17 protein-coding genes are annotated in these 17,256 nt (G+C 53.3%); 9 read left to right on the top strand and 8 right to left on the bottom strand.

The features are described 5' to 3' along the window. Positions 1-14: 14 nt before the first annotated feature. The 3 genes from caiB to caiT all read right to left on the bottom strand — a co-directional run bounded on the left by caiB (position 15) and on the right by caiT (position 4,032). The gene (caiB, locus tag HV350_RS20605; protein ID WP_019078349.1) at positions 15-1,232 is read right to left on the bottom strand and encodes an L-carnitine CoA-transferase; all 1,218 of its coding nucleotides are present in this window, start codon (positions 1,230-1,232) and stop codon (positions 15-17) included. Positions 1,233-1,337: 105 nt separating this feature from the next. Beyond that, the gene (caiA, locus tag HV350_RS20600) at positions 1,338-2,480 is read right to left on the bottom strand and encodes a crotonobetainyl-CoA dehydrogenase (protein ID WP_003018898.1); all 1,143 of its coding nucleotides are present in this window, start codon (positions 2,478-2,480) and stop codon (positions 1,338-1,340) included. Positions 2,481-2,514: 34 nt separating this feature from the next. Continuing rightward, positions 2,515-4,032: an L-carnitine/gamma-butyrobetaine antiporter gene (gene caiT / locus HV350_RS20595; RefSeq protein WP_047498325.1), complete on the bottom strand. Its 1,518-nt coding sequence runs from the start codon at positions 4,030-4,032 to the stop codon at positions 2,515-2,517. A gap of 481 nt (positions 4,033-4,513) precedes the next feature. Between caiT and HV350_RS20590 the strand changes: the two genes are divergently transcribed. From HV350_RS20590 to folA, 9 genes are all read left to right on the top strand, one after another. Continuing rightward, a complete protein-coding gene (locus tag HV350_RS20590; protein WP_047498327.1) occupies positions 4,514-5,284 on the top strand; it encodes an electron transfer flavoprotein FixA in 771 nt (256 codons plus the stop codon). A gap of 15 nt (positions 5,285-5,299) precedes the next feature. Beyond that, positions 5,300-6,241 (top strand): electron transfer flavoprotein subunit alpha/FixB family protein, encoded by a 942-nt coding sequence (locus HV350_RS20585; protein ID WP_016155671.1) that lies wholly within the window; start codon positions 5,300-5,302, stop codon positions 6,239-6,241. Between the two features lie 49 nt (positions 6,242-6,290). Beyond that, the gene (locus tag HV350_RS20580; RefSeq protein WP_016151658.1) at positions 6,291-7,577 is read left to right on the top strand and encodes an FAD-dependent oxidoreductase; all 1,287 of its coding nucleotides are present in this window, start codon (positions 6,291-6,293) and stop codon (positions 7,575-7,577) included. Next, complete coding sequence (gene fixX / locus HV350_RS20575) at positions 7,574-7,861, top strand: ferredoxin-like protein FixX (protein WP_000203736.1); 288 nt, start codon at positions 7,574-7,576, stop codon at positions 7,859-7,861. Before HV350_RS20580 ends, fixX begins: the two co-directional genes overlap by 4 nt. Before the next feature lie 109 nt (positions 7,862-7,970). Further along, positions 7,971-9,314, top strand: a complete 1,344-nt coding sequence (locus HV350_RS20570) for an MFS transporter (protein ID WP_181629233.1) — start codon at positions 7,971-7,973, stop codon at positions 9,312-9,314. 90 nt (positions 9,315-9,404) lie between these two features. Continuing rightward, complete coding sequence (locus HV350_RS20565; protein WP_003018880.1) at positions 9,405-9,638, top strand: YgdI/YgdR family lipoprotein; 234 nt, start codon at positions 9,405-9,407, stop codon at positions 9,636-9,638. 103 nt (positions 9,639-9,741) lie between these two features. Next, the gene (gene kefF, locus HV350_RS20560; RefSeq protein WP_016151660.1) at positions 9,742-10,272 is read left to right on the top strand and encodes a glutathione-regulated potassium-efflux system oxidoreductase KefF; all 531 of its coding nucleotides are present in this window, start codon (positions 9,742-9,744) and stop codon (positions 10,270-10,272) included. Then, complete coding sequence (gene kefC / locus HV350_RS20555; RefSeq protein WP_016151661.1) at positions 10,265-12,127, top strand: glutathione-regulated potassium-efflux system protein KefC; 1,863 nt, start codon at positions 10,265-10,267, stop codon at positions 12,125-12,127. The genes kefF and kefC overlap by 8 nt, the downstream gene beginning before the upstream one ends. A gap of 198 nt (positions 12,128-12,325) precedes the next feature. Beyond that, positions 12,326-12,805, top strand: coding sequence for a type 3 dihydrofolate reductase (gene folA, locus HV350_RS20550; protein WP_016151662.1), 480 nt, complete (start codon positions 12,326-12,328; stop codon positions 12,803-12,805). Positions 12,806-12,899: 94 nt separating this feature from the next. On the opposite strand, the gene apaH is transcribed toward folA, so the two are convergent. The 5 genes from apaH to surA are packed head-to-tail and all read right to left on the bottom strand — an operon-like array spanning position 12,900 to position 17,231. Further along, a complete protein-coding gene (apaH, locus tag HV350_RS20545) occupies positions 12,900-13,748 on the bottom strand; it encodes a bis(5'-nucleosyl)-tetraphosphatase (symmetrical) ApaH (protein WP_094760778.1) in 849 nt (282 codons plus the stop codon). A 10-nt stretch (positions 13,749-13,758) separates the two neighbouring features. Further along, on the bottom strand, positions 13,759-14,136 hold the full coding sequence (apaG, locus tag HV350_RS20540) for a Co2+/Mg2+ efflux protein ApaG (protein WP_003018867.1): 378 nt from the start codon (positions 14,134-14,136) through the stop codon (positions 13,759-13,761). Positions 14,137-14,138: 2 nt separating this feature from the next. After that, the gene (gene rsmA, locus HV350_RS20535; protein WP_003018865.1) at positions 14,139-14,960 is read right to left on the bottom strand and encodes a 16S rRNA (adenine(1518)-N(6)/adenine(1519)-N(6))-dimethyltransferase RsmA; all 822 of its coding nucleotides are present in this window, start codon (positions 14,958-14,960) and stop codon (positions 14,139-14,141) included. Further along, positions 14,953-15,945: a 4-hydroxythreonine-4-phosphate dehydrogenase PdxA gene (pdxA, locus tag HV350_RS20530; protein ID WP_181629231.1), complete on the bottom strand. Its 993-nt coding sequence runs from the start codon at positions 15,943-15,945 to the stop codon at positions 14,953-14,955. The genes rsmA and pdxA overlap by 8 nt, the downstream gene beginning before the upstream one ends. Then, on the bottom strand, positions 15,945-17,231 hold the full coding sequence (gene surA, locus HV350_RS20525; RefSeq protein WP_016155672.1) for a peptidylprolyl isomerase SurA: 1,287 nt from the start codon (positions 17,229-17,231) through the stop codon (positions 15,945-15,947). Before surA ends, pdxA begins: the two co-directional genes overlap by 1 nt. Positions 17,232-17,256 lie beyond the last annotated feature (25 nt).

Here is a 17,256-nt window from a genome sequence, read left to right as displayed (position 1 = left end):
TCAGCGCGTCGCGTTTATTCCTCAACTCTGGCCAGGCCTTTGCCGACCAGCTCATTTATGTCTGCTTCGCTATAACCAATGTTTTTCAGAATGGCGGCGGTATCCATGCCGTGTGACGGCATGCCACGCCAGATTTTCCCTGGGTTGTTTTTAAATTTCGGCATGATGTTCGGCCCTTTGCATGTGCGGCCGTCCATCGTTTGCCACTGAGTAATGGATTCACGGGCAACGTACTGCGGGTTGCCTTCCAGTTCAGGAATGGTCAGTACCTTCGCGCAGGCGATATTCAGCTCAGCAAAGCGCGCCTGGACTTCGGCGATGGTGTGCGTTGCCAGCCAGGCGTCCAGTTTCTCTTCCACGAGCGGGCCGTAAGGGCATTCCACGCGATGGATAAGCTGGGTGCCTTCCGGGACTTCCGGTGTGCCAAGAATGTGGGCGAGGCCAATATCCTTGAAGCACTCGTTGATTTGCGTGATGCCGACCAGCTCCATGACGATATAGCCATCGGCGCATTTATAGAGACCGCAGCCAGCGTAATACGGGTCTTTGCCTTTGGTCATACGTGGACAAATTTCGCCACCGTTGAAGTAGTCCATCATGAAGTACTGACCCATGCGCAGCATCACTTCGTACATGGCGATATCAATGCTTTCACCCTTACCCGTTTCGCGTACTTTGTGCAGGGCTGCCAGCGCTGCTGTCGTCGCAGTCATCCCGGAGAAATAATCGGCGGTGTACGGGAAGGCCGGCATCGGCTGATCAACATCACCGTTTTGGATCAAATAGCCGCTGAACGCCTGCGCGATGGTGTTATATGCCGGAAGATTGGTGTACTCCTCGGTACCAAACTGGCCGAAGCCGGAAAGGTGGGCGATAACCAGTTTTGGGTTATGTTCCCACAGCACGTCATCGGTAATGCCGCGGCGAGCAAAGGCCGGGCCTTTACTGGCTTCAATGAAAATATCGGTGGTTTCCATGAGCTTCAGAAACGCTTCCCGGCCTTCATCTTTGAAAATATTCAGCGACAGGGCGTGCAGGTTGCGGCGTGAGAGCTGTGGATAGTTAGGTTGCACGCGGATGGTATCGGCCCATGCGACGTTTTCAATCCAGATAACCTCAGCACCCCATTCGGCGAACATCTGTCCGGCGAACGGGCCGGCAATTTCGATCCCTGAAAAAACCACGCGTACCCCGGCAAGTGGGCCAAAGGTTGGCATTGGTAAATGATTCATAATTTTGCTCCTGGCATTTTTTGTAGGCCCGGTAGGCGCAGCGCCACCGGGCATGTTGCCGGATGGCGGCGTAAACGCCTTATCCGGCCTACGAATCGTGCTGAATTAGCGGTATTGCTTGAGTACCGCACGACCCAACGTCAGGATCTGCATTTCATCAGAGCCACCAGAAACACGGTCAACGCGCAGATCGCGCCAGAAACGCGTGATGCGATGGTTACCCGCGATACCTACACCGCCCAGCACCTGCATGGCGGTATCGACCACTTCAAACGCAGCGTTGGCGCAGAAGTATTTGCACATTGCCGCATCGCCCGAAGTAATGGTGCCGTTATCCGCTTTCCATGCCGCTTCAAGCAGCATGTTTTTCATGGAATTCAGTTTGATCGCCATATGCGCGAACTTCTCCTGAATCAGCTGGAAGCGGCCGATCGTTTCGCCAAACTGCACGCGCTGATTGGCGTAGCGCGCGGCGTCTTCAAAAGCGCACATTGCCGTACCGTAGTTGGTCAGCGCGACGAGGAAACGTTCATGATCGAACTCTTCTTTCACGCGGTTGAAACCATTACCTTCCCGACCGAACATGTCTTTCTCGTCCAGTTCAACGTCGTCAAAGGTGATTTCACAGCAGCTATCCATGCGCAGACCGAGTTTCTCCAGCTTGTTGACCTTGATACCCGCTTTGCTCATGTCAACGAACCACTCGGTGTAAACAGGTTTATCCGGCGATGCACCATCTCTCGCCATAACCACGATGTACGGGGTATAGGCGCTACTGGTGATAAAGCACTTACTGCCATTAAGATAAACCTTACCATTTTTACGTGTATAAGTGGTTTTCAGGCTGCCAACATCCGATCCCGCTCCCGGTTCGGTGATGGCAGAGTTCCACATCTGCTTACCGGTGCCCTGGAACGCCATGATTTTATCGATTTGCTCCTGAGTCCCTTCACGCAGGAACGTGTTAAAACCGCCCGGTAACTGGTACAGCACGTAGGTTGGTGCGCCCAGGCGTCCGAGTTCCATCCAGACTGCAGCGACGGTAACAAAACCCGCTTCCAGTCCACCGTGTTCTTCAGGAATCAACAGGCTATCGATGCCCATATCCGCCAGTGCTTTAACAAAACGCTCAGGGTAGACGCTGTCGCGATCGCACTCGGCAAAATAAGCTTCCCAGTTCTCACTGGCCATCAGTTCACGAATACCGGCGACAAACAGCTCCTGCTCGTCATTTAAGTTGAAATCCATCTTTCAGCCTCTTGATCAATTGGGTTAATAAGAATTACTTGTCTTTCCAGTGCACTTTGGCGTCTTTAATAAAGGACAGCGTCACCATGATGTTGACGAAGAACAGCGGACATCCTCCGGCGATAATCGCGGTCTGAATCGGCTTCAGCCCACCCAGCGCCAACAGAACGATACCGATGATGCCGACCAGAACGGACCAGCCGATACGCACTAACAGCGGCGGTTCTTCACCATCGCGGACTTCACGACAGGTGGACATCGCCAGGGTGTAAGAGCAGGCGTTAATCAGCGTCACGGTGGCAATAAAGCAGAGGATGAAGAATCCCCACATGGTGGCGGTGCTGAGCGGTAGAGCAGCCCAGGTTTCGATAATGGCGCGCGCCACGCCGTGTTGTTCAATCAGCTGCGGGATATTGAGAACGTTTTTATCCATCAGCAGCAGCGTGTTGCTGCCAAGGACTGTCCACAGGATCCAGGTCGACGCGGTCAGGCCCAGCACCATCCCGAAGCACAGTTCACGGACGGTACGACCACGCGAAATACGGGCCAGGAAGATACTCATCTGGATGGCGTAAATGACCCACCACGCCCAGTAGAAGACGGTCCAGCCCTGTGGGAAGCCGCCTTTACCGATGGCATCGGTATAGAACAGCATGCGCGGCAGATACATCAACAGCATGCCGACGGAGTCGGTGAAGTAGTTCATGATGAAGCTGGCGCCGCTGACGATAAACACCCAGCCCAGCATCAGGAAGCTCAGATAGCTACGCACGTCGCTGGCGATCTTGACCCCTTTTTGCAGGCCGCAGGCCACGCAAATGGCGTTCAATATGATCCAGCAGGTAATGATGATTGCGTCGAGTTGCAGCGTATGCGGAATACCGAACAGATACTGCATGCACTCGGTTACCAGCGGAGTGGCCAGACCGAGGCTGGTACCCATCGCGAAGATCAGCGCCACCAGATAGAAGTTATCGACGATGGTGCCGAACAGCCCTTTTGCATGCTTCTCGCCCACTAACGGTACCAGCGTGGAGCTGGGACGGATGACGTCCATCTTGCGCACAAAGAAGAAGTAGGCGAAAGCCACAGAAAGGAAACTGTAGGTTGCCCACGGCAACGGTCCCCAGTGGAACAGGCTGTACGCCAGGCCCAGCTCTTTCGCAGCCGTAGAGTTAGGCGCGAGAGCAAACGGCGGGGTGGAGATGTAGTAGTAGATCTCGATGGAACCCCAGAACAGCACCGCGGCGGATGTACAGGAAGCGAACATCATAAAAATCCAGCTGGTGGTACTAAACTCTGGTTTTTCGTCGCCTAATTTCTTTTTGGCATACGGGCCAAAGACCAACCAGAACCAGCCGAAGAGCATGACGACCATATACCATTCAAATGCCCAGCCCCAGACATTGGTGACATAACTGAATACCGCATTAATAACGACGTTAGCGGCATCGAGATCTCTTACAGTTAGCCAACAAAGTATCCCAACTATTATTAATGGCGGAAAAAAAACCTTCGGTTCAATTCCCGATTTTCTCTTTTCATTTTTCATAAGTGAATTCCAGTGTGAAAACGAAACTTATTTAGCGTGCCCGTGCATGATCGTTTGTTTATTTATTATTAATGATTTGTTGATAACTTTTTAACCTCTGGGAGCGCCTCAGTGAGTAACCCATAATGAGTATTCATATCGGGTGGTTCTGTTATCTTCGTCACACTTTTTTATGCTGAGTAATTCGCTCAAAAATTTGATATTTTTTGTTTATAATCAATTGGTTCTCTGTGGTTTTTTAACTTTTTTAAGTGACTGGCGTTCAATATTGTTGAACCCGCAGACAATATTGAAAATTTTCATATTTGACGTGATTCTTTCAATATTGGTGAGGTGCATAACACTATTGAAAGTTACGAATTTCAATGTGTGACATTTTCAATATTGGTGATTAAGGTTTTATTTCCGAATTAAAGAGCGTGATATCTGTATTTAACACTGCCGATATAAATACGTTTCCTTCATGATTTCTGGAGATGCAATGAAGATAATTACTTGCTACAAATGCGTACCTGATGAACAGGATATTGCGATTAATAATGCTGACGGTTCACTCGATTTCAGCAAAGCGGATGGCAAAATAAGCCAGTATGATCTGAATGCGATCGAAGCGGCTTGTCAGTTGAAACAACAGTCAGGAGAGGCCCAGGTTGTGGCCATGAGCGTCGGCGGCAAAGCGCTGACCAATGCAAAAGGGCGAAAAGATGTGCTTTCCCGTGGCCCAGATGAACTGATTGTTGTTATTGACGATCAATTTGAGCAGGCGCTGCCGCAACAAACTGCCAGCGCGCTGGCTGCCGCCGCGCAAAAAGCAGGTTTCGATCTGCTTATTTGCGGTGACGGTTCTTCCGATCTTTATGCTCAGCAGGTTGGTCTGCTGGTGGGAGAAGCGCTGAACATTCCGGCGATTAACGGCGTGAGTAAAATCCTCTCTCTTACCGACAGCACTCTGACGGTAGAGCGTGAACTGGAAGATGAAGTCGAAACTCTGAGCATTCCGCTTCCGGCGGTGATCGCGGTCTCAACGGACATCAACACCCCACAAATCCCTTCCATGAAAGCCATTCTTGGCGCGGCGAAAAAACCGGTTCAGGTCTGGTCGCCGGCAGACATTGGCCTGAACAGCGCGCAGGCATATTCCGAACAACACGTTGCTGCACCGAAGCAGCGCGAGCGTCAGCGCGTTGTAATTGAAGGTGACGGTGAAGAACAGATTGCCGCGTTTGTCGAGAATCTTCGCAAAATCATTTAATTATCAGGGGATGTTATGAACAAATTTTCCAGTATCTGGGTATTCAGCGATACCCCTTCTCGTCTGCCGGAACTGATGAATGGTGCGCAGGCTTTAGGTGAAAAAGTTAACACGTTTGTGCTGAGTGAAGCGGACTGCGCGACGGCATGCCATTTAGGCGCAGATGATGTCTGGTTACTCAGCGGTAAACCAGAAGACCGTATGGTCGAAGACTACGCTGATGTGATGGCCGAAACTATTCGTCAGCACAGCGAGGGCGGGGCGGTGCTGCTGCCAAATACGCGTCGCGGCAAGCTGTTAGCGGCAAAACTGGGTTTTCGCTTGTCGGCAGCGGTCTCCAACGACGCCAGTGCAGTCGCCGTACAGGATGGAAAAGCGGCGGTAAAACATATGGTCTACGGCGGCCTGGCGATGGGGGCAGAAACAATCGCTTCACCGTTCGCCGTGATAACGCTCAGCAGTGGAACGTTTGACGCACAGCAACCGGATACCGCCCGCAGCGGCGAGGTGCACAGTGTGTCATGGCAGGCTCCGGCTGTAGCCGTTACTCGTACGGCAACTCAGGCACGTCAGAGCAACAGCGTCGACCTCGACAAAGCCCGTCTGGTGGTTAGCGTGGGACGCGGGATCGGCAGCAAAGAAAATATCTCGCTGGCGGAAGCGCTGTGCCAGACGATTGGCGCCGAGCTGGCGTGCTCCCGTCCGGTGGCGGAAAACGAGAAGTGGATGGAACACGAACGCTACGTCGGCATCTCCAACCTGATGCTCAAGCCTGAACTGTATCTGGCCGTGGGGATCTCCGGGCAGATCCAACATATGGTCGGCGCCAACGGCGCGCAGACGATTTTCGCCATCAACAAAGATAAAAATGCGCCGATCTTCCAGTATGCGGATTTTGGCATCGTTGGCGATGCGCTGAAGATCCTGCCTGCGCTGACGGCTGCTTTAGCGCGTTAAACCATTTCGGGCAGGATGCGAAGGTGTCCTGCCGCTGACAGGAGTACGTATGTCCGAAGATATCTTTGATGCCATCATCGTGGGTGCAGGTCTGGCGGGTTCGGTTGCGGCGCTGGTGCTGGCTCGGGAGGGCGCACAGGTGCTGGTTATCGAGCGCGGCAATTCTGCTGGCGCGAAGAATGTCACCGGTGGGCGCATGTATGCGCATAGCCTGGAGAACATCATTCCCGGCTTTGCTGAGCAGGCCCCCATTGAACGCATCATCACCCACGAAAAACTCGCCTTTATGACCGACAAAGGGGCGATGACCATCGACTATTGCAACGGCGAAGACGCCAAATCGTCGCAGGTTTCTTACTCTGTCTTACGCAGTAAATTTGACGCCTGGCTGATGGAACAGGCCGAAGAGGCGGGCGCTCAGCTCATCACCGGTATCCGCGTGGATAACGTTGTGCAGCGCGAGGGCAAAGTCGTGGGCGTGGAAGCCGATGGCGATATTCTGGAAGCCAAAGTGGTGATCCTTGCCGACGGAGTGAATTCTCTGTTGGCTGAAAAGCTAGGTATGGCAAAGCGCGTCGAGGCATCACATGTTGCCGTCGGCGTAAAAGAGCTGATCGAGTTGCCGAAATCGGTAATTGAAGATCGTTTCCAGTTACAAGGGAACGAAGGGGCTGCCTGTCTGTTTGCCGGATCGCCCACCGATGGGTTGATGGGCGGTGGCTTTCTCTATACGAATGAAACGACCCTTTCTCTGGGACTGGTCTGCGGCCTTCATCATCTGAAAGATGCGAAAAAATCGGTTCCGCAAATGCTGGAAGATTTCAAACAGCATCCGGCGGTTGCCCCGCTGATCGCCGGTGGCAAGCTGGTGGAATATGCCGCGCACGTCGTACCGGAAGCCGGTATCAACATGCAGCCAGAACTGGTGGGGGACGGCGTACTGATTGCTGGTGACGCTGCCGGAATGTGTATGAACCTCGGCTTTACCATTCGCGGTATGGATCTCGCCATATCCGCAGGTGAAGCGGCGGCGAAAACGGTACTTTCCGCAATGAAGCGCGACGATTTTAGCAAGCAGTCGCTGGAGGAATACCGTCAGCATCTGGACGAAGGCCCGATGCGCGATATGCGCATGTATCAGAAACTACCCGCTTTTCTTGATAACCCACGCATGTTTACCGCTTATCCGGAAATGGCGGTCAGTATTGCGCGCGACCTGTTCACCGTGGATGGTTCGGCACCGGTGCCAATGCGTAAAAAAATCCTACGCCATGCGAAGAAAGTGGGCTTCATCAACCTGATGAAAGATGGCCTGAAAGGAGTGACCGTATTATGACATCTCCCGTCAACGTGGACGTCAAACTGGGCGTCAATAAGTTCAATGTGGATGAAGACAGTCCGCATATCATTCTCAAAACCGATCCTGATAAACAGGCGCTGGAGGTGCTGATTAAGGCCTGTCCGGCTGGCCTGTATAAAAAGCAGGATGACGGTAGCGTACGTTTTGATTATGCCGGATGCCTGGAATGCGGAACGTGCCGCATTCTCGGGCTGGATACAGCGCTAGAAAAATGGGAATACCCGCGTGGGACGTTTGGCGTGGAGTTCCGCTACGGCTAAACCTGGTGCCGGATGGCGGCTTCGCCTTATCCGGCCTACAGGAACAATGCGTAGGCCTGATAAGCGTAACGTCATCAGGCATTAAGTTAAAATAAAACAGGACATAACCATGCAGCAGCCCAGGAACTTTGATGACATCAAATTCACCTCTATTCACCGCCGGATAATGCTGTGGGGAAGCGGTGGGCCGTTTCTGGATGGTTATGTGCTGGTGATGATTGGCGTGGCATTGGAACAGCTCACGCCAGCATTGAAACTGGATGCACAATGGATTGGTCTGCTGGGTGCCGGTACGCTCGCGGGTCTGTTTGTGGGGACGTCGCTGTTTGGCTACATTTCCGACAAGGTCGGGCGGCGCAAAATGTTCATTATCGATATTATCGCCATTGGCGTGATATCGGCGGCAACCATGTTTGTCTCCTCGCCCGTTGAGTTGTTGGTAATGCGCGTGCTGATCGGCATTGTGATTGGTGCCGACTACCCGATCGCCACCTCGATGATCACCGAGTTCTCCAATACCCGCCAACGCGCTTTCTCCATCGGTTTTATCGCCGCCATGTGGTATGTCGGCGCCACCTGTGCCGATCTGGTCGGTTACTGGTTGTATGATGTTGAGGGCGGATGGCGCTGGATGTTGGGCAGCGCGGTGATCCCCTGCATTTTGATCCTGATTGGGCGTTTCGATCTTCCTGAATCGCCGCGCTGGCTGCTGCGTAAAGGTCGGGTGAAAGAGTGTGAGGAGATGATGATCAAACTGTTCGGTGAACCGGTGGTGTTCGACGAAGAAGCGCCGCAGGAGACGCGCTTTCTTCAGCTATTTAATCGCCGTCATTTCCCGTTTGTACTGTTTGTCGCCGCTATCTGGACTTGTCAGGTGATCCCGATGTTTGCCATTTATACCTTTGGTCCGCAGATTGTGGGGCTGCTGGGGCTTGGTGCTGGGAAAAGCGCCGCGTTGGGAAATGTGGTAATCAGCTTGTTCTTTATGTTGGGATGCATTCCTCCCATGTTCTGGCTCAATAGCGCGGGCCGACGACCGCTGTTAATTGGCAGCTTCATTATGATGACGCTGGCGCTGGCCGTGCTAGGGTTAATCCCTGATATGGGCGCGTGGCTGGTGGTGCTGGCGTTTGCCGTATACGCATTCTTCTCCGGGGGACCAGGAAACCTGCAATGGCTATACCCTAACGAACTGTTTCCCACTGATATTCGTGCGTCTGCCGTCGGGGTGATTATGTCCTTAAGCCGTATCGGCACCATTGTTTCAACCTGGGCGCTGCCGGTGTTCATCACCAAATACGGGATCAGTAATGTCATGCTGATGGGGGCGGGCATTTCGCTGATCGGCCTGCTCGTGTCCATCGCTTTCGCCCCGGAAACGCGAGGTCTGACGCTGGCGCAAACCAGCCAAATGACGATCCGCAGTAAACCCGTGACCAGGGCGGGTTATTAGGAGTGTTCTGTATTTTCCCTGCAACTCAGTCAGTTAGCCTACAGTTAACGGGTATATCACTGAAAACGACTGAAAAGCAGGGAGAACACCATGCAAAAACATATTCTGATCACCTCTATTTTTACCGCAGCAGCACTGTTCACCGTAGCCGGTTGCTCCTCGAACCAGGCGGTTAAAACTACCGATGGCAAAACAATCGTGACCGACGGCAAACCGCAAGTCGATGATGATACAGGCCTGGTGTCGTACAAAAATGCGCAAACGGGTAAGACGGAACAAATTAACCGCGATCAGGTTAAAGATATGAGCGAACTGGATAACTAGTTCAGTTTTCTCCATTCAACCACTCAATAATATTGACTGTTAGCCTGCGGATTAACTGACTAAACTCACTGTTATTACAATAATGCAGTGAAACAGGCTAATCATGATCCTCATCATTTATGCGCATCCCTATCCGCAGCACTCGCATGCGAATAAGCGGATGCTTGAACAGGCAAGGATGCTGGAGGGCGTGGAGATCCGCTCGCTCTACCAGCTCTACCCCGACTTCAATATCGATATTGCCGCTGAACAGGATGCGCTGGCGCGCGCTGATTTGATTATCTGGCAGCATCCTATGCAATGGTATAGCACACCTCCCTTACTCAAGCTGTGGATGGATAAGGTCCTTTCGCACGGTTGGGCATATGGCCACGGCGGGACAGCGCTCCACGGTAAACATCTGCTGTGGGCAGTGACGACCGGCGGCGGCGAAAACCACTTTGATATTGGCTCCCATCCCGGATTTGATGTGCTTTCCCAGCCCTTACAGGCAACGGCGCTCTACTGTGGCCTCAAATGGCTGCCGCCGTTTGCGATGCACTGTACGTTTATCTGTGATGATGAAACTCTGCAGGCGCAGGCGCGTCATTACAAACAGCGTCTGTTGGAGTGGCAGGAGGTTCATCATGGATAACCATACGCTAATACAGGCGCTGATTTATCTCGGATCGGCGGCGCTGATTGTCCCCATTGCCGTGCGACTGGGGCTAGGATCAGTGCTGGGGTATCTCATCGCAGGGTGCATTATTGGACCATGGGGTCTGAGGATGGTGACCGACGCTGAATCAATCCTGCATTTTGCCGAGATCGGCGTGGTGTTGATGCTGTTTGTCATCGGTCTGGAGCTGGATCCGCAACGTTTGTGGAAACTGCGGGCCTCGGTGTTCGGTGGTGGTGCGCTGCAGATGGTGGTATGCGGCGGTCTGATTGGTTTGTTCTGTATGTTCCTCGGCCTGCGCTGGCAGGTAGCGGAACTGATCGGCATGACGCTGGCGCTTTCCTCCACGGCTATTGCTATGCAGGCGATGAATGAGCGGAACCTGATGGTTTCGCAAATGGGACGCAGCGCGTTTGCCGTGCTGTTGTTCCAGGATATCGCCGCTATTCCTCTGGTGGCGATGATCCCATTACTTGCGGCGAGCGGAGCATCGACAACGCTTGGAGCGTTTGCGCTCTCCGCCCTTAAGGTGGCGAGCGCCCTGGTGCTGGTGGTGTTGCTGGGGCGTTATGTGACGCGTCCGGCCTTGCGTTTTGTCGCTCGTTCTGGCCTGCGGGAAGTATTCAGTGCCGTTGCGCTGTTCCTCGTTTTTGGCTTCGGTCTGCTGTTGGAAGAGGTTGGACTGTCGATGGCGATGGGGGCGTTCCTGGCTGGCGTGCTGCTGGCAAGCTCTGAGTATCGTCACGCGCTGGAAAGCGATATCGAGCCATTTAAAGGGCTGCTGCTGGGACTGTTTTTCATCGGCGTCGGGATGTCTATCGACTTTGGTACGCTGATTGATAATCCCTTGCGCATTATCATTCTGTTGGTCGGTTTCCTGGTTATCAAAACCGTCATGCTGTGGCTGATAGCGAAACCCTTACAGGTGCCGAACAAGCAGCGCAGATGGTTTGCCGTGTTATTAGGGCAGGGCAGTGAGTTTGCCTTCGTGGTGTTTGGCGCGGCGCAAATGGCAAACGTGCTTGATCCTGATTGGGCGAAATCTCTGACGCTGGCGGTGGCGCTGTCGATGGCGGCGACGCCGATTTTACTGGTAATTCTGACGCGTCTGGAAAAATCGGCGACCGGTGAAGAGCGGGAAGCAGATGAAATCGACGAGGAACAACCTCGGGTGATCATCGCCGGGTTTGGGCGATTTGGTCAGATAACCGGTCGTCTGTTGTTGTCGAGCGGGGTCAAAATGGTGGTTCTTGATCATGACCCGGACCATATCGAAACGCTGCGTAAATTCGGCATGAAGGTTTTCTATGGCGATGCGACGCGGATGGATCTGCTGGAGTCTGCCGGGGCGGCTAAAGCTGAAGTTATTATTAACGCCATTGATGATCCGCAAACCAGCCTGCAACTGACCGAAATGGTGAAACAGTATTTCCCGCATCTGCAAATTATTGCCCGTGCGCGCGATGTGGATCATTACATCCGCCTGCGCCAGGCTGGCGTGGAGATGCCGGAACGTGAAACCTTTGAGGGCGCGCTGAAGACCGGACGTTTGGCACTGGAAGGTCTTGGGCTTGGACGCTATGAAGCGCGTGAGCGGGCCGATGTATTCCGCCGCTTCAACACGCTGATGGTTGAGGAGATGGTGAAAGGGGAAAATGACGCAACGTCCCGCGCGGCGGTATATAAACGCACCAGCGAAATGCTGAGTGAAATTATTGCGGAAGATCGTCAGCACTTATCATTAATTCAACGCCATGGCTGGCAAGGTACGGATGAAGGTAAGCATACGGGCGACGTCGCCGATGAGCCGGAAGTGAAACCGTCAGCATAGGGTAAAAAATGTGATGTTCTGCAAACTTTACTGCTAATTGGCTGTTTTTGAACTACTGTAATGCTGGCGTACCACCTTAAATAGGTCGGTTCGCCAGCAGAACGGAAAATTTTCATGCTCATCCTCTTTCCGCCAGTCGACGAAAGATTGCGCTTTCCGTATAGTGGCGACAATTTTTTTGTATCCGGGAAACATTCAATGATCAGTCTGATTGCGGCGTTAGCGGTAGATCGCGTCATCGGTATGGAAAATGCCATGCCATGGAACCTACCTGCCGATCTCGCCTGGTTTAAACGTAATACCTTAAACAAGCCGGTTGTCATGGGACGCCACACGTGGGAATCCATCGGGCGACCGTTGCCTGGGCGTAAAAATATCGTCATCAGCAGCAAGCCTGGCACCGACGATCGCGTGCAGTGGGTGAAGTCTGTTGAGGAAGCGATCGCGGCCTGTGGCGATGAACCTGAAATCATGGTTATTGGCGGTGGGCGTGTGTATGAGCAGTTCCTGCCGAAAGCGCAGAAACTGTATCTGACACACATTGATGCGGAAGTTGAAGGGGATACGCATTTCCCGGACTACGAACCGGATGACTGGGAATCGGTGTTCAGTGAATTCCACGATGCTGACGCGCAAAACTCCCACAGCTACTGCTTCGAGATTTTGGAACGTCGTTAATGTGGATGCCTGATGGCGTTGCGCTAATCAGGCCTACAGATTGCACATTCGTCTGCCGGATTAGGTGTAAGCACCGCCATCCGGCAGACGGCTATCAGGCGTTGACGGCCTCGCCGGGATCCAGATTCAGATGGCGATTTGATGGCTGTACAAAGTACTGTTTGTCTTCCCAGCGCAGACAGGTGAGATCCCCGCCCCAGCAACACCCCGTATCTAACGCGTAAATACCTTCTGGCGTACCTTTGCCCTCCAGCGATGCCCAGTGCCCGAATGCAATGCTATAGGCTTCACTGACCGGTCCAGGAATGGCAAACCACGGCTTCAGCGGGGTAGGCGCATCTTCTGGCGACTCTTTGCTGTACATATCCAACTGACCGTTGGGGAAGCAGTAACGCATGCGGGTAAACGCGTTGGTAATAAAACGCAGGCGCGCCAGCCCCGTCAGCTCCGGGGTCCAGTTATTTGGCATGTCGCCGTACATGGCATCAAGAAAGAATGGATAAGAATCGCTCGACAGTACGGCTTCAACATCGCGAGCACAGTCCTTCGCCGTCTGCAGATCCCACTGTGGGGTAATCCCTGCATGCGCCATGACCAGTTTCTTCTCTTCATCAACCTGCAACAGCGGCTGGCGACGTAGCCAGTTAAGCAGCGTGTCAGCATCCGGTGCCTCAAGCAGCGGCGTGAGCCGGTCTTTCGGTTTATTACGGCTGATGCCAGCAAACACGGCCAGCAGGTGTAAATCGTGATTACCGAGGACTAACCGCACGCTGTCGCCCAGCGATTTAACGTAGCGCAAAACGTCTAACGACCCTGGCCCACGCGCGACCAGATCGCCGGTGAGCCATAAGGTGTCTTGTTCTGGATTAAAGTCAACCTGGTGCAGCAAGGCTACCAGTTCATCGTAACAACCGTGAACGTCGCCAATGAGGTATGTTGCCATAGCTATTGTTTTAATGAATGAGTGTAGGAACGGCGAGTCGGAACACGGGAATGTCGATGGTAAAGGCGATCCCTTGCTCATCGATCATTTCGTAATGACCCTGCATGGTGCCCAGCGGTGTTTCAATCACCGCACCGCTGGTGTACTGGTACTCTTCGCCAGGTTCGATGTGGGGCTGAACGCCCACCACGCCTTCGCCCTGAACTTCGGTTTCACGGCCATGACCATTGGTGATCAACCAATAACGCCCCAACAGCTGCACAGGCGCTCGCCCCAAATTGCGGATAGTCACGGTATAAGCAAAAACGTAACGTTCATCATCAGGTGAGGATTGCGCCTCAATGTAGACGCTTTGTACCTGAATGCACACTCGGGGCGAATTGATCATGTTTAACTCTCCTTCGATGGCGCGTTTTCTGACAGATAGTTAGCCATCCGGCAGTATTGCGCGACAGAGATATTTTCCGCTCGCATCGCCGGATCAACGCCCAGCTCTGTCAGTACTTCAACGCTAAACAGGTTGCCGAGACTATTACGTACAGTTTTGCGACGCTGATTAAACGCTTCAGTGGTAATACGGCTCAGCACACGAACATCTTTAACGGGGTACGGCATTGTCGCGTGAGGGACCAGACGTACCACGGCGGAATCGACTTTAGGCGCAGGCGTAAATGCGGATGGCGGCACTTCAAGTACCGGGATCACATTGCAGTAATACTGCGCCATGACGCTTAATCGACCATACGCTTTACTGTTTGGCCCTGCAACCAGACGGTTAACCACCTCTTTTTGCAACATGAAATGCATGTCGGCGATGGCATCAGTATAGGAAAAAAGATGGAACATGAGCGGCGTGGAGATGTTATACGGCAGGTTGCCGAATACGCGCAGCGGCTGACCCATCGTTTGTGCGAGTTCGCCGAAGTTCATGGTCATGGCATCTTGCTGATAAATCGTCAGCTTCGGCCCTAAAAACGGGTGTGTTTGCAGGCGGGCGGCGAGATCGCGGTCCAGCTCAATGACCGTGAGCTTGTCCAGGCGTTCGCCTACAGGTTCGGTCAACGCTGCCAGGCCCGGGCCGATTTCGACCATAGCCTGACCTTTCTGCGGGTTGATAGCAGAGACAATACTTTCGATCACAAACTGATCGTTGAGGAAGTTTTGCCCGAAACGTTTACGGGCTAAGTGGCCCTGATGGACTCGATTATTCATTGGTATTAACAATCATTTTGATGGCGAGATTAAGCGCCGTAATAAAACTGCCGACATCTGCTTGCCCACGACCCGCAAGTTCAAGCGCGGTGCCGTGATCGACGGATGTGCGAATAAAGGGCAGGCCCAGCGTGATATTCACACCGCGACCAAATCCCTGGTATTTTAGCACGGGGAGACCCTGATCGTGGTACATTGCCAGCACGGCATCCGCATGGTCGAGATATTTGGGCTGAAACAGCGTATCTGCGGGCAGCGGGCCGTTTAATTTCATCCCCTGCGCACGCAGTTCATCAAGGACCGGAATGAGGGTGTCTATCTCTTCCGTTCCCATATGACCACCTTCACCGGCATGCGGGTTAAGACCGCACACCAGAATATGCGGATCGGCAATGCCAAACTTGGTGCGCAAATCATGATGCAAAATACCGATCACTTCGTTAAGCAGAGCAGGCGTAATGGCGTCGGCAACGGCTCTGAGCGGCAAATGAGTGGTTGCCAGGGCAACGCGCAGCGCTTCAGTCGCCAGCATCATGACGACTTTCTTCGCCTGTGAGCGCTCTTCAAAAAACTCGGTATGTCCGGTAAACGGGATGCCTGCGTCATTGATTACGCCCTTGTGTACCGGACCGGTAATCAGCGCCGCAAACTCACCTTGCAGACAACCATCGCAGGCGCGAGCCAGCGTATCCACCACATATTGTCCGTTCTCTACCGCCAACTGACCCGCGATAACAGGCGCCCGCAGAGCAATCGGCAACAGCGTCAACGTACCTGCTGATTGCGGTCTGGCTGGGGTATCTGGAGAGTATGGGAGGAGTGAAAGCGGTAAACCGAGCATTGCTGCCCGGTCACTGAGGAGTGCGGCATCCGCACAGACAACGAGTTCTACAGGCCACTCACGCTGGGCGAGCTGAACCACCAGGTCCGGGCCAATCCCGGCGGGTTCGCCGGGAGTGATCACAACGCGTTGAATACGAGTCATTAGTTGCTCAGAACTTTAACGTAGGCGCTGGCGCGCTGTTCCTGCATCCAGGTTGCCGCTTCTTCCGAGAATTTACGGTTCATCAGCATACGATAAGCTCTGTCTTTCTGCGCCGCATCAGTTTTATCAACGTTACGCGTGTCCAGCAGCTCGATCAGATGCCACCCGAAAGAGGAGTGCACCGGGGTACTCATCTGGCCTTTGTGAAGTTTGGTCAGCGCATCGCGGAAAGCGGGATCGAAAATATCCGCTGCAGCCCAGCCCAGATCGCCGCCCTGGTTGGCAGAACCCGGATCCTGAGAAAACTCTTTAGCCGCTGCCGCGAAGGTTGTTTTACCGCTCTTAATATCAGCTGCGATTTGTTCCAGCTTCAGACGCGCCTGTTGATCGGTCATGATCGGCGATGGCTTGAGCAGAATATGGCGGGCATGAACTTCAGTCACGGAGATGCTCTGGCTTTGACCACGCATATCGTTAACTTTCAGGATGTGGAAGCCGACACCAGAACGAATTGGGCCGATGATATCGCCTTTTTTCGCGGTGCTTAGCGCCTGGGCAAAGATGCCCGGCAGCTCCTGAATACGTCCCCAACCCATCTGGCCGCCTTTCAGCGCCTGCTGGTCAGCGGAATAGGTGATGGCCAGTTTGCCGAAATCGCTACCGTTACGCGCTTCATCAACAACAGAGCGCGCCTGACTTTCAGCCGCGTTAACCTGGTCAGAAGTTGGGTTTTCCGGTAATGGGATCAGAATGTGGCTCAGGTTCAGCTCGGTGCTGGCATCGTTTTGGTTGCCGACCTGCTGCGCCAGGGCATCCACTTCCTGAGGCAGGATAGTAACGCGACGGCGAACTTCGTTGTTACGCACTTCAGAGATGGTCATCTCTTTGCGGATCTGGCTACGATAGGTCGAATAGCTTAAGCCATCCTGTGCCAGACGGCTGCGCATCTGATCCAGCGTCATGTTGTTTTGCTTGGCGATGTTGGCAATCGCCTGATCCAGTTGCTCGTCAGAGATTTTAACACCCATCTTCTGACCCATCTGCAGGAGGATTTGATCCATGATCAAACGTTCCAGGATCTGATGACGCAGCGTGGCGTCGTCCGGTAATTGTTGACCAGCCTGACCCGCATTAAGTTTTACTGACTGCATTAAGCCATCGACGTCGCTTTCCAGAACGACGCCGTTATTGACGACGGCTGCGACTTTATCGACTACCTGCGGGGCAGCGAAACTGGTATTCGCGATCATGGCGATACCGAGAAGCAGCGTTTTCCAGTTCTTCATACTTTTTCCATTTCAATTAACCGCA

The organism is Citrobacter sp. RHBSTW-01013 (assembly GCF_013781985.1).
GTDB lineage: Bacteria > Pseudomonadota > Gammaproteobacteria > Enterobacterales > Enterobacteriaceae > Citrobacter > Citrobacter braakii.
The sequence above is the reverse complement of the archived record's forward strand: the minus strand, read 5'-3'. Positions and strand labels throughout refer to the sequence as shown.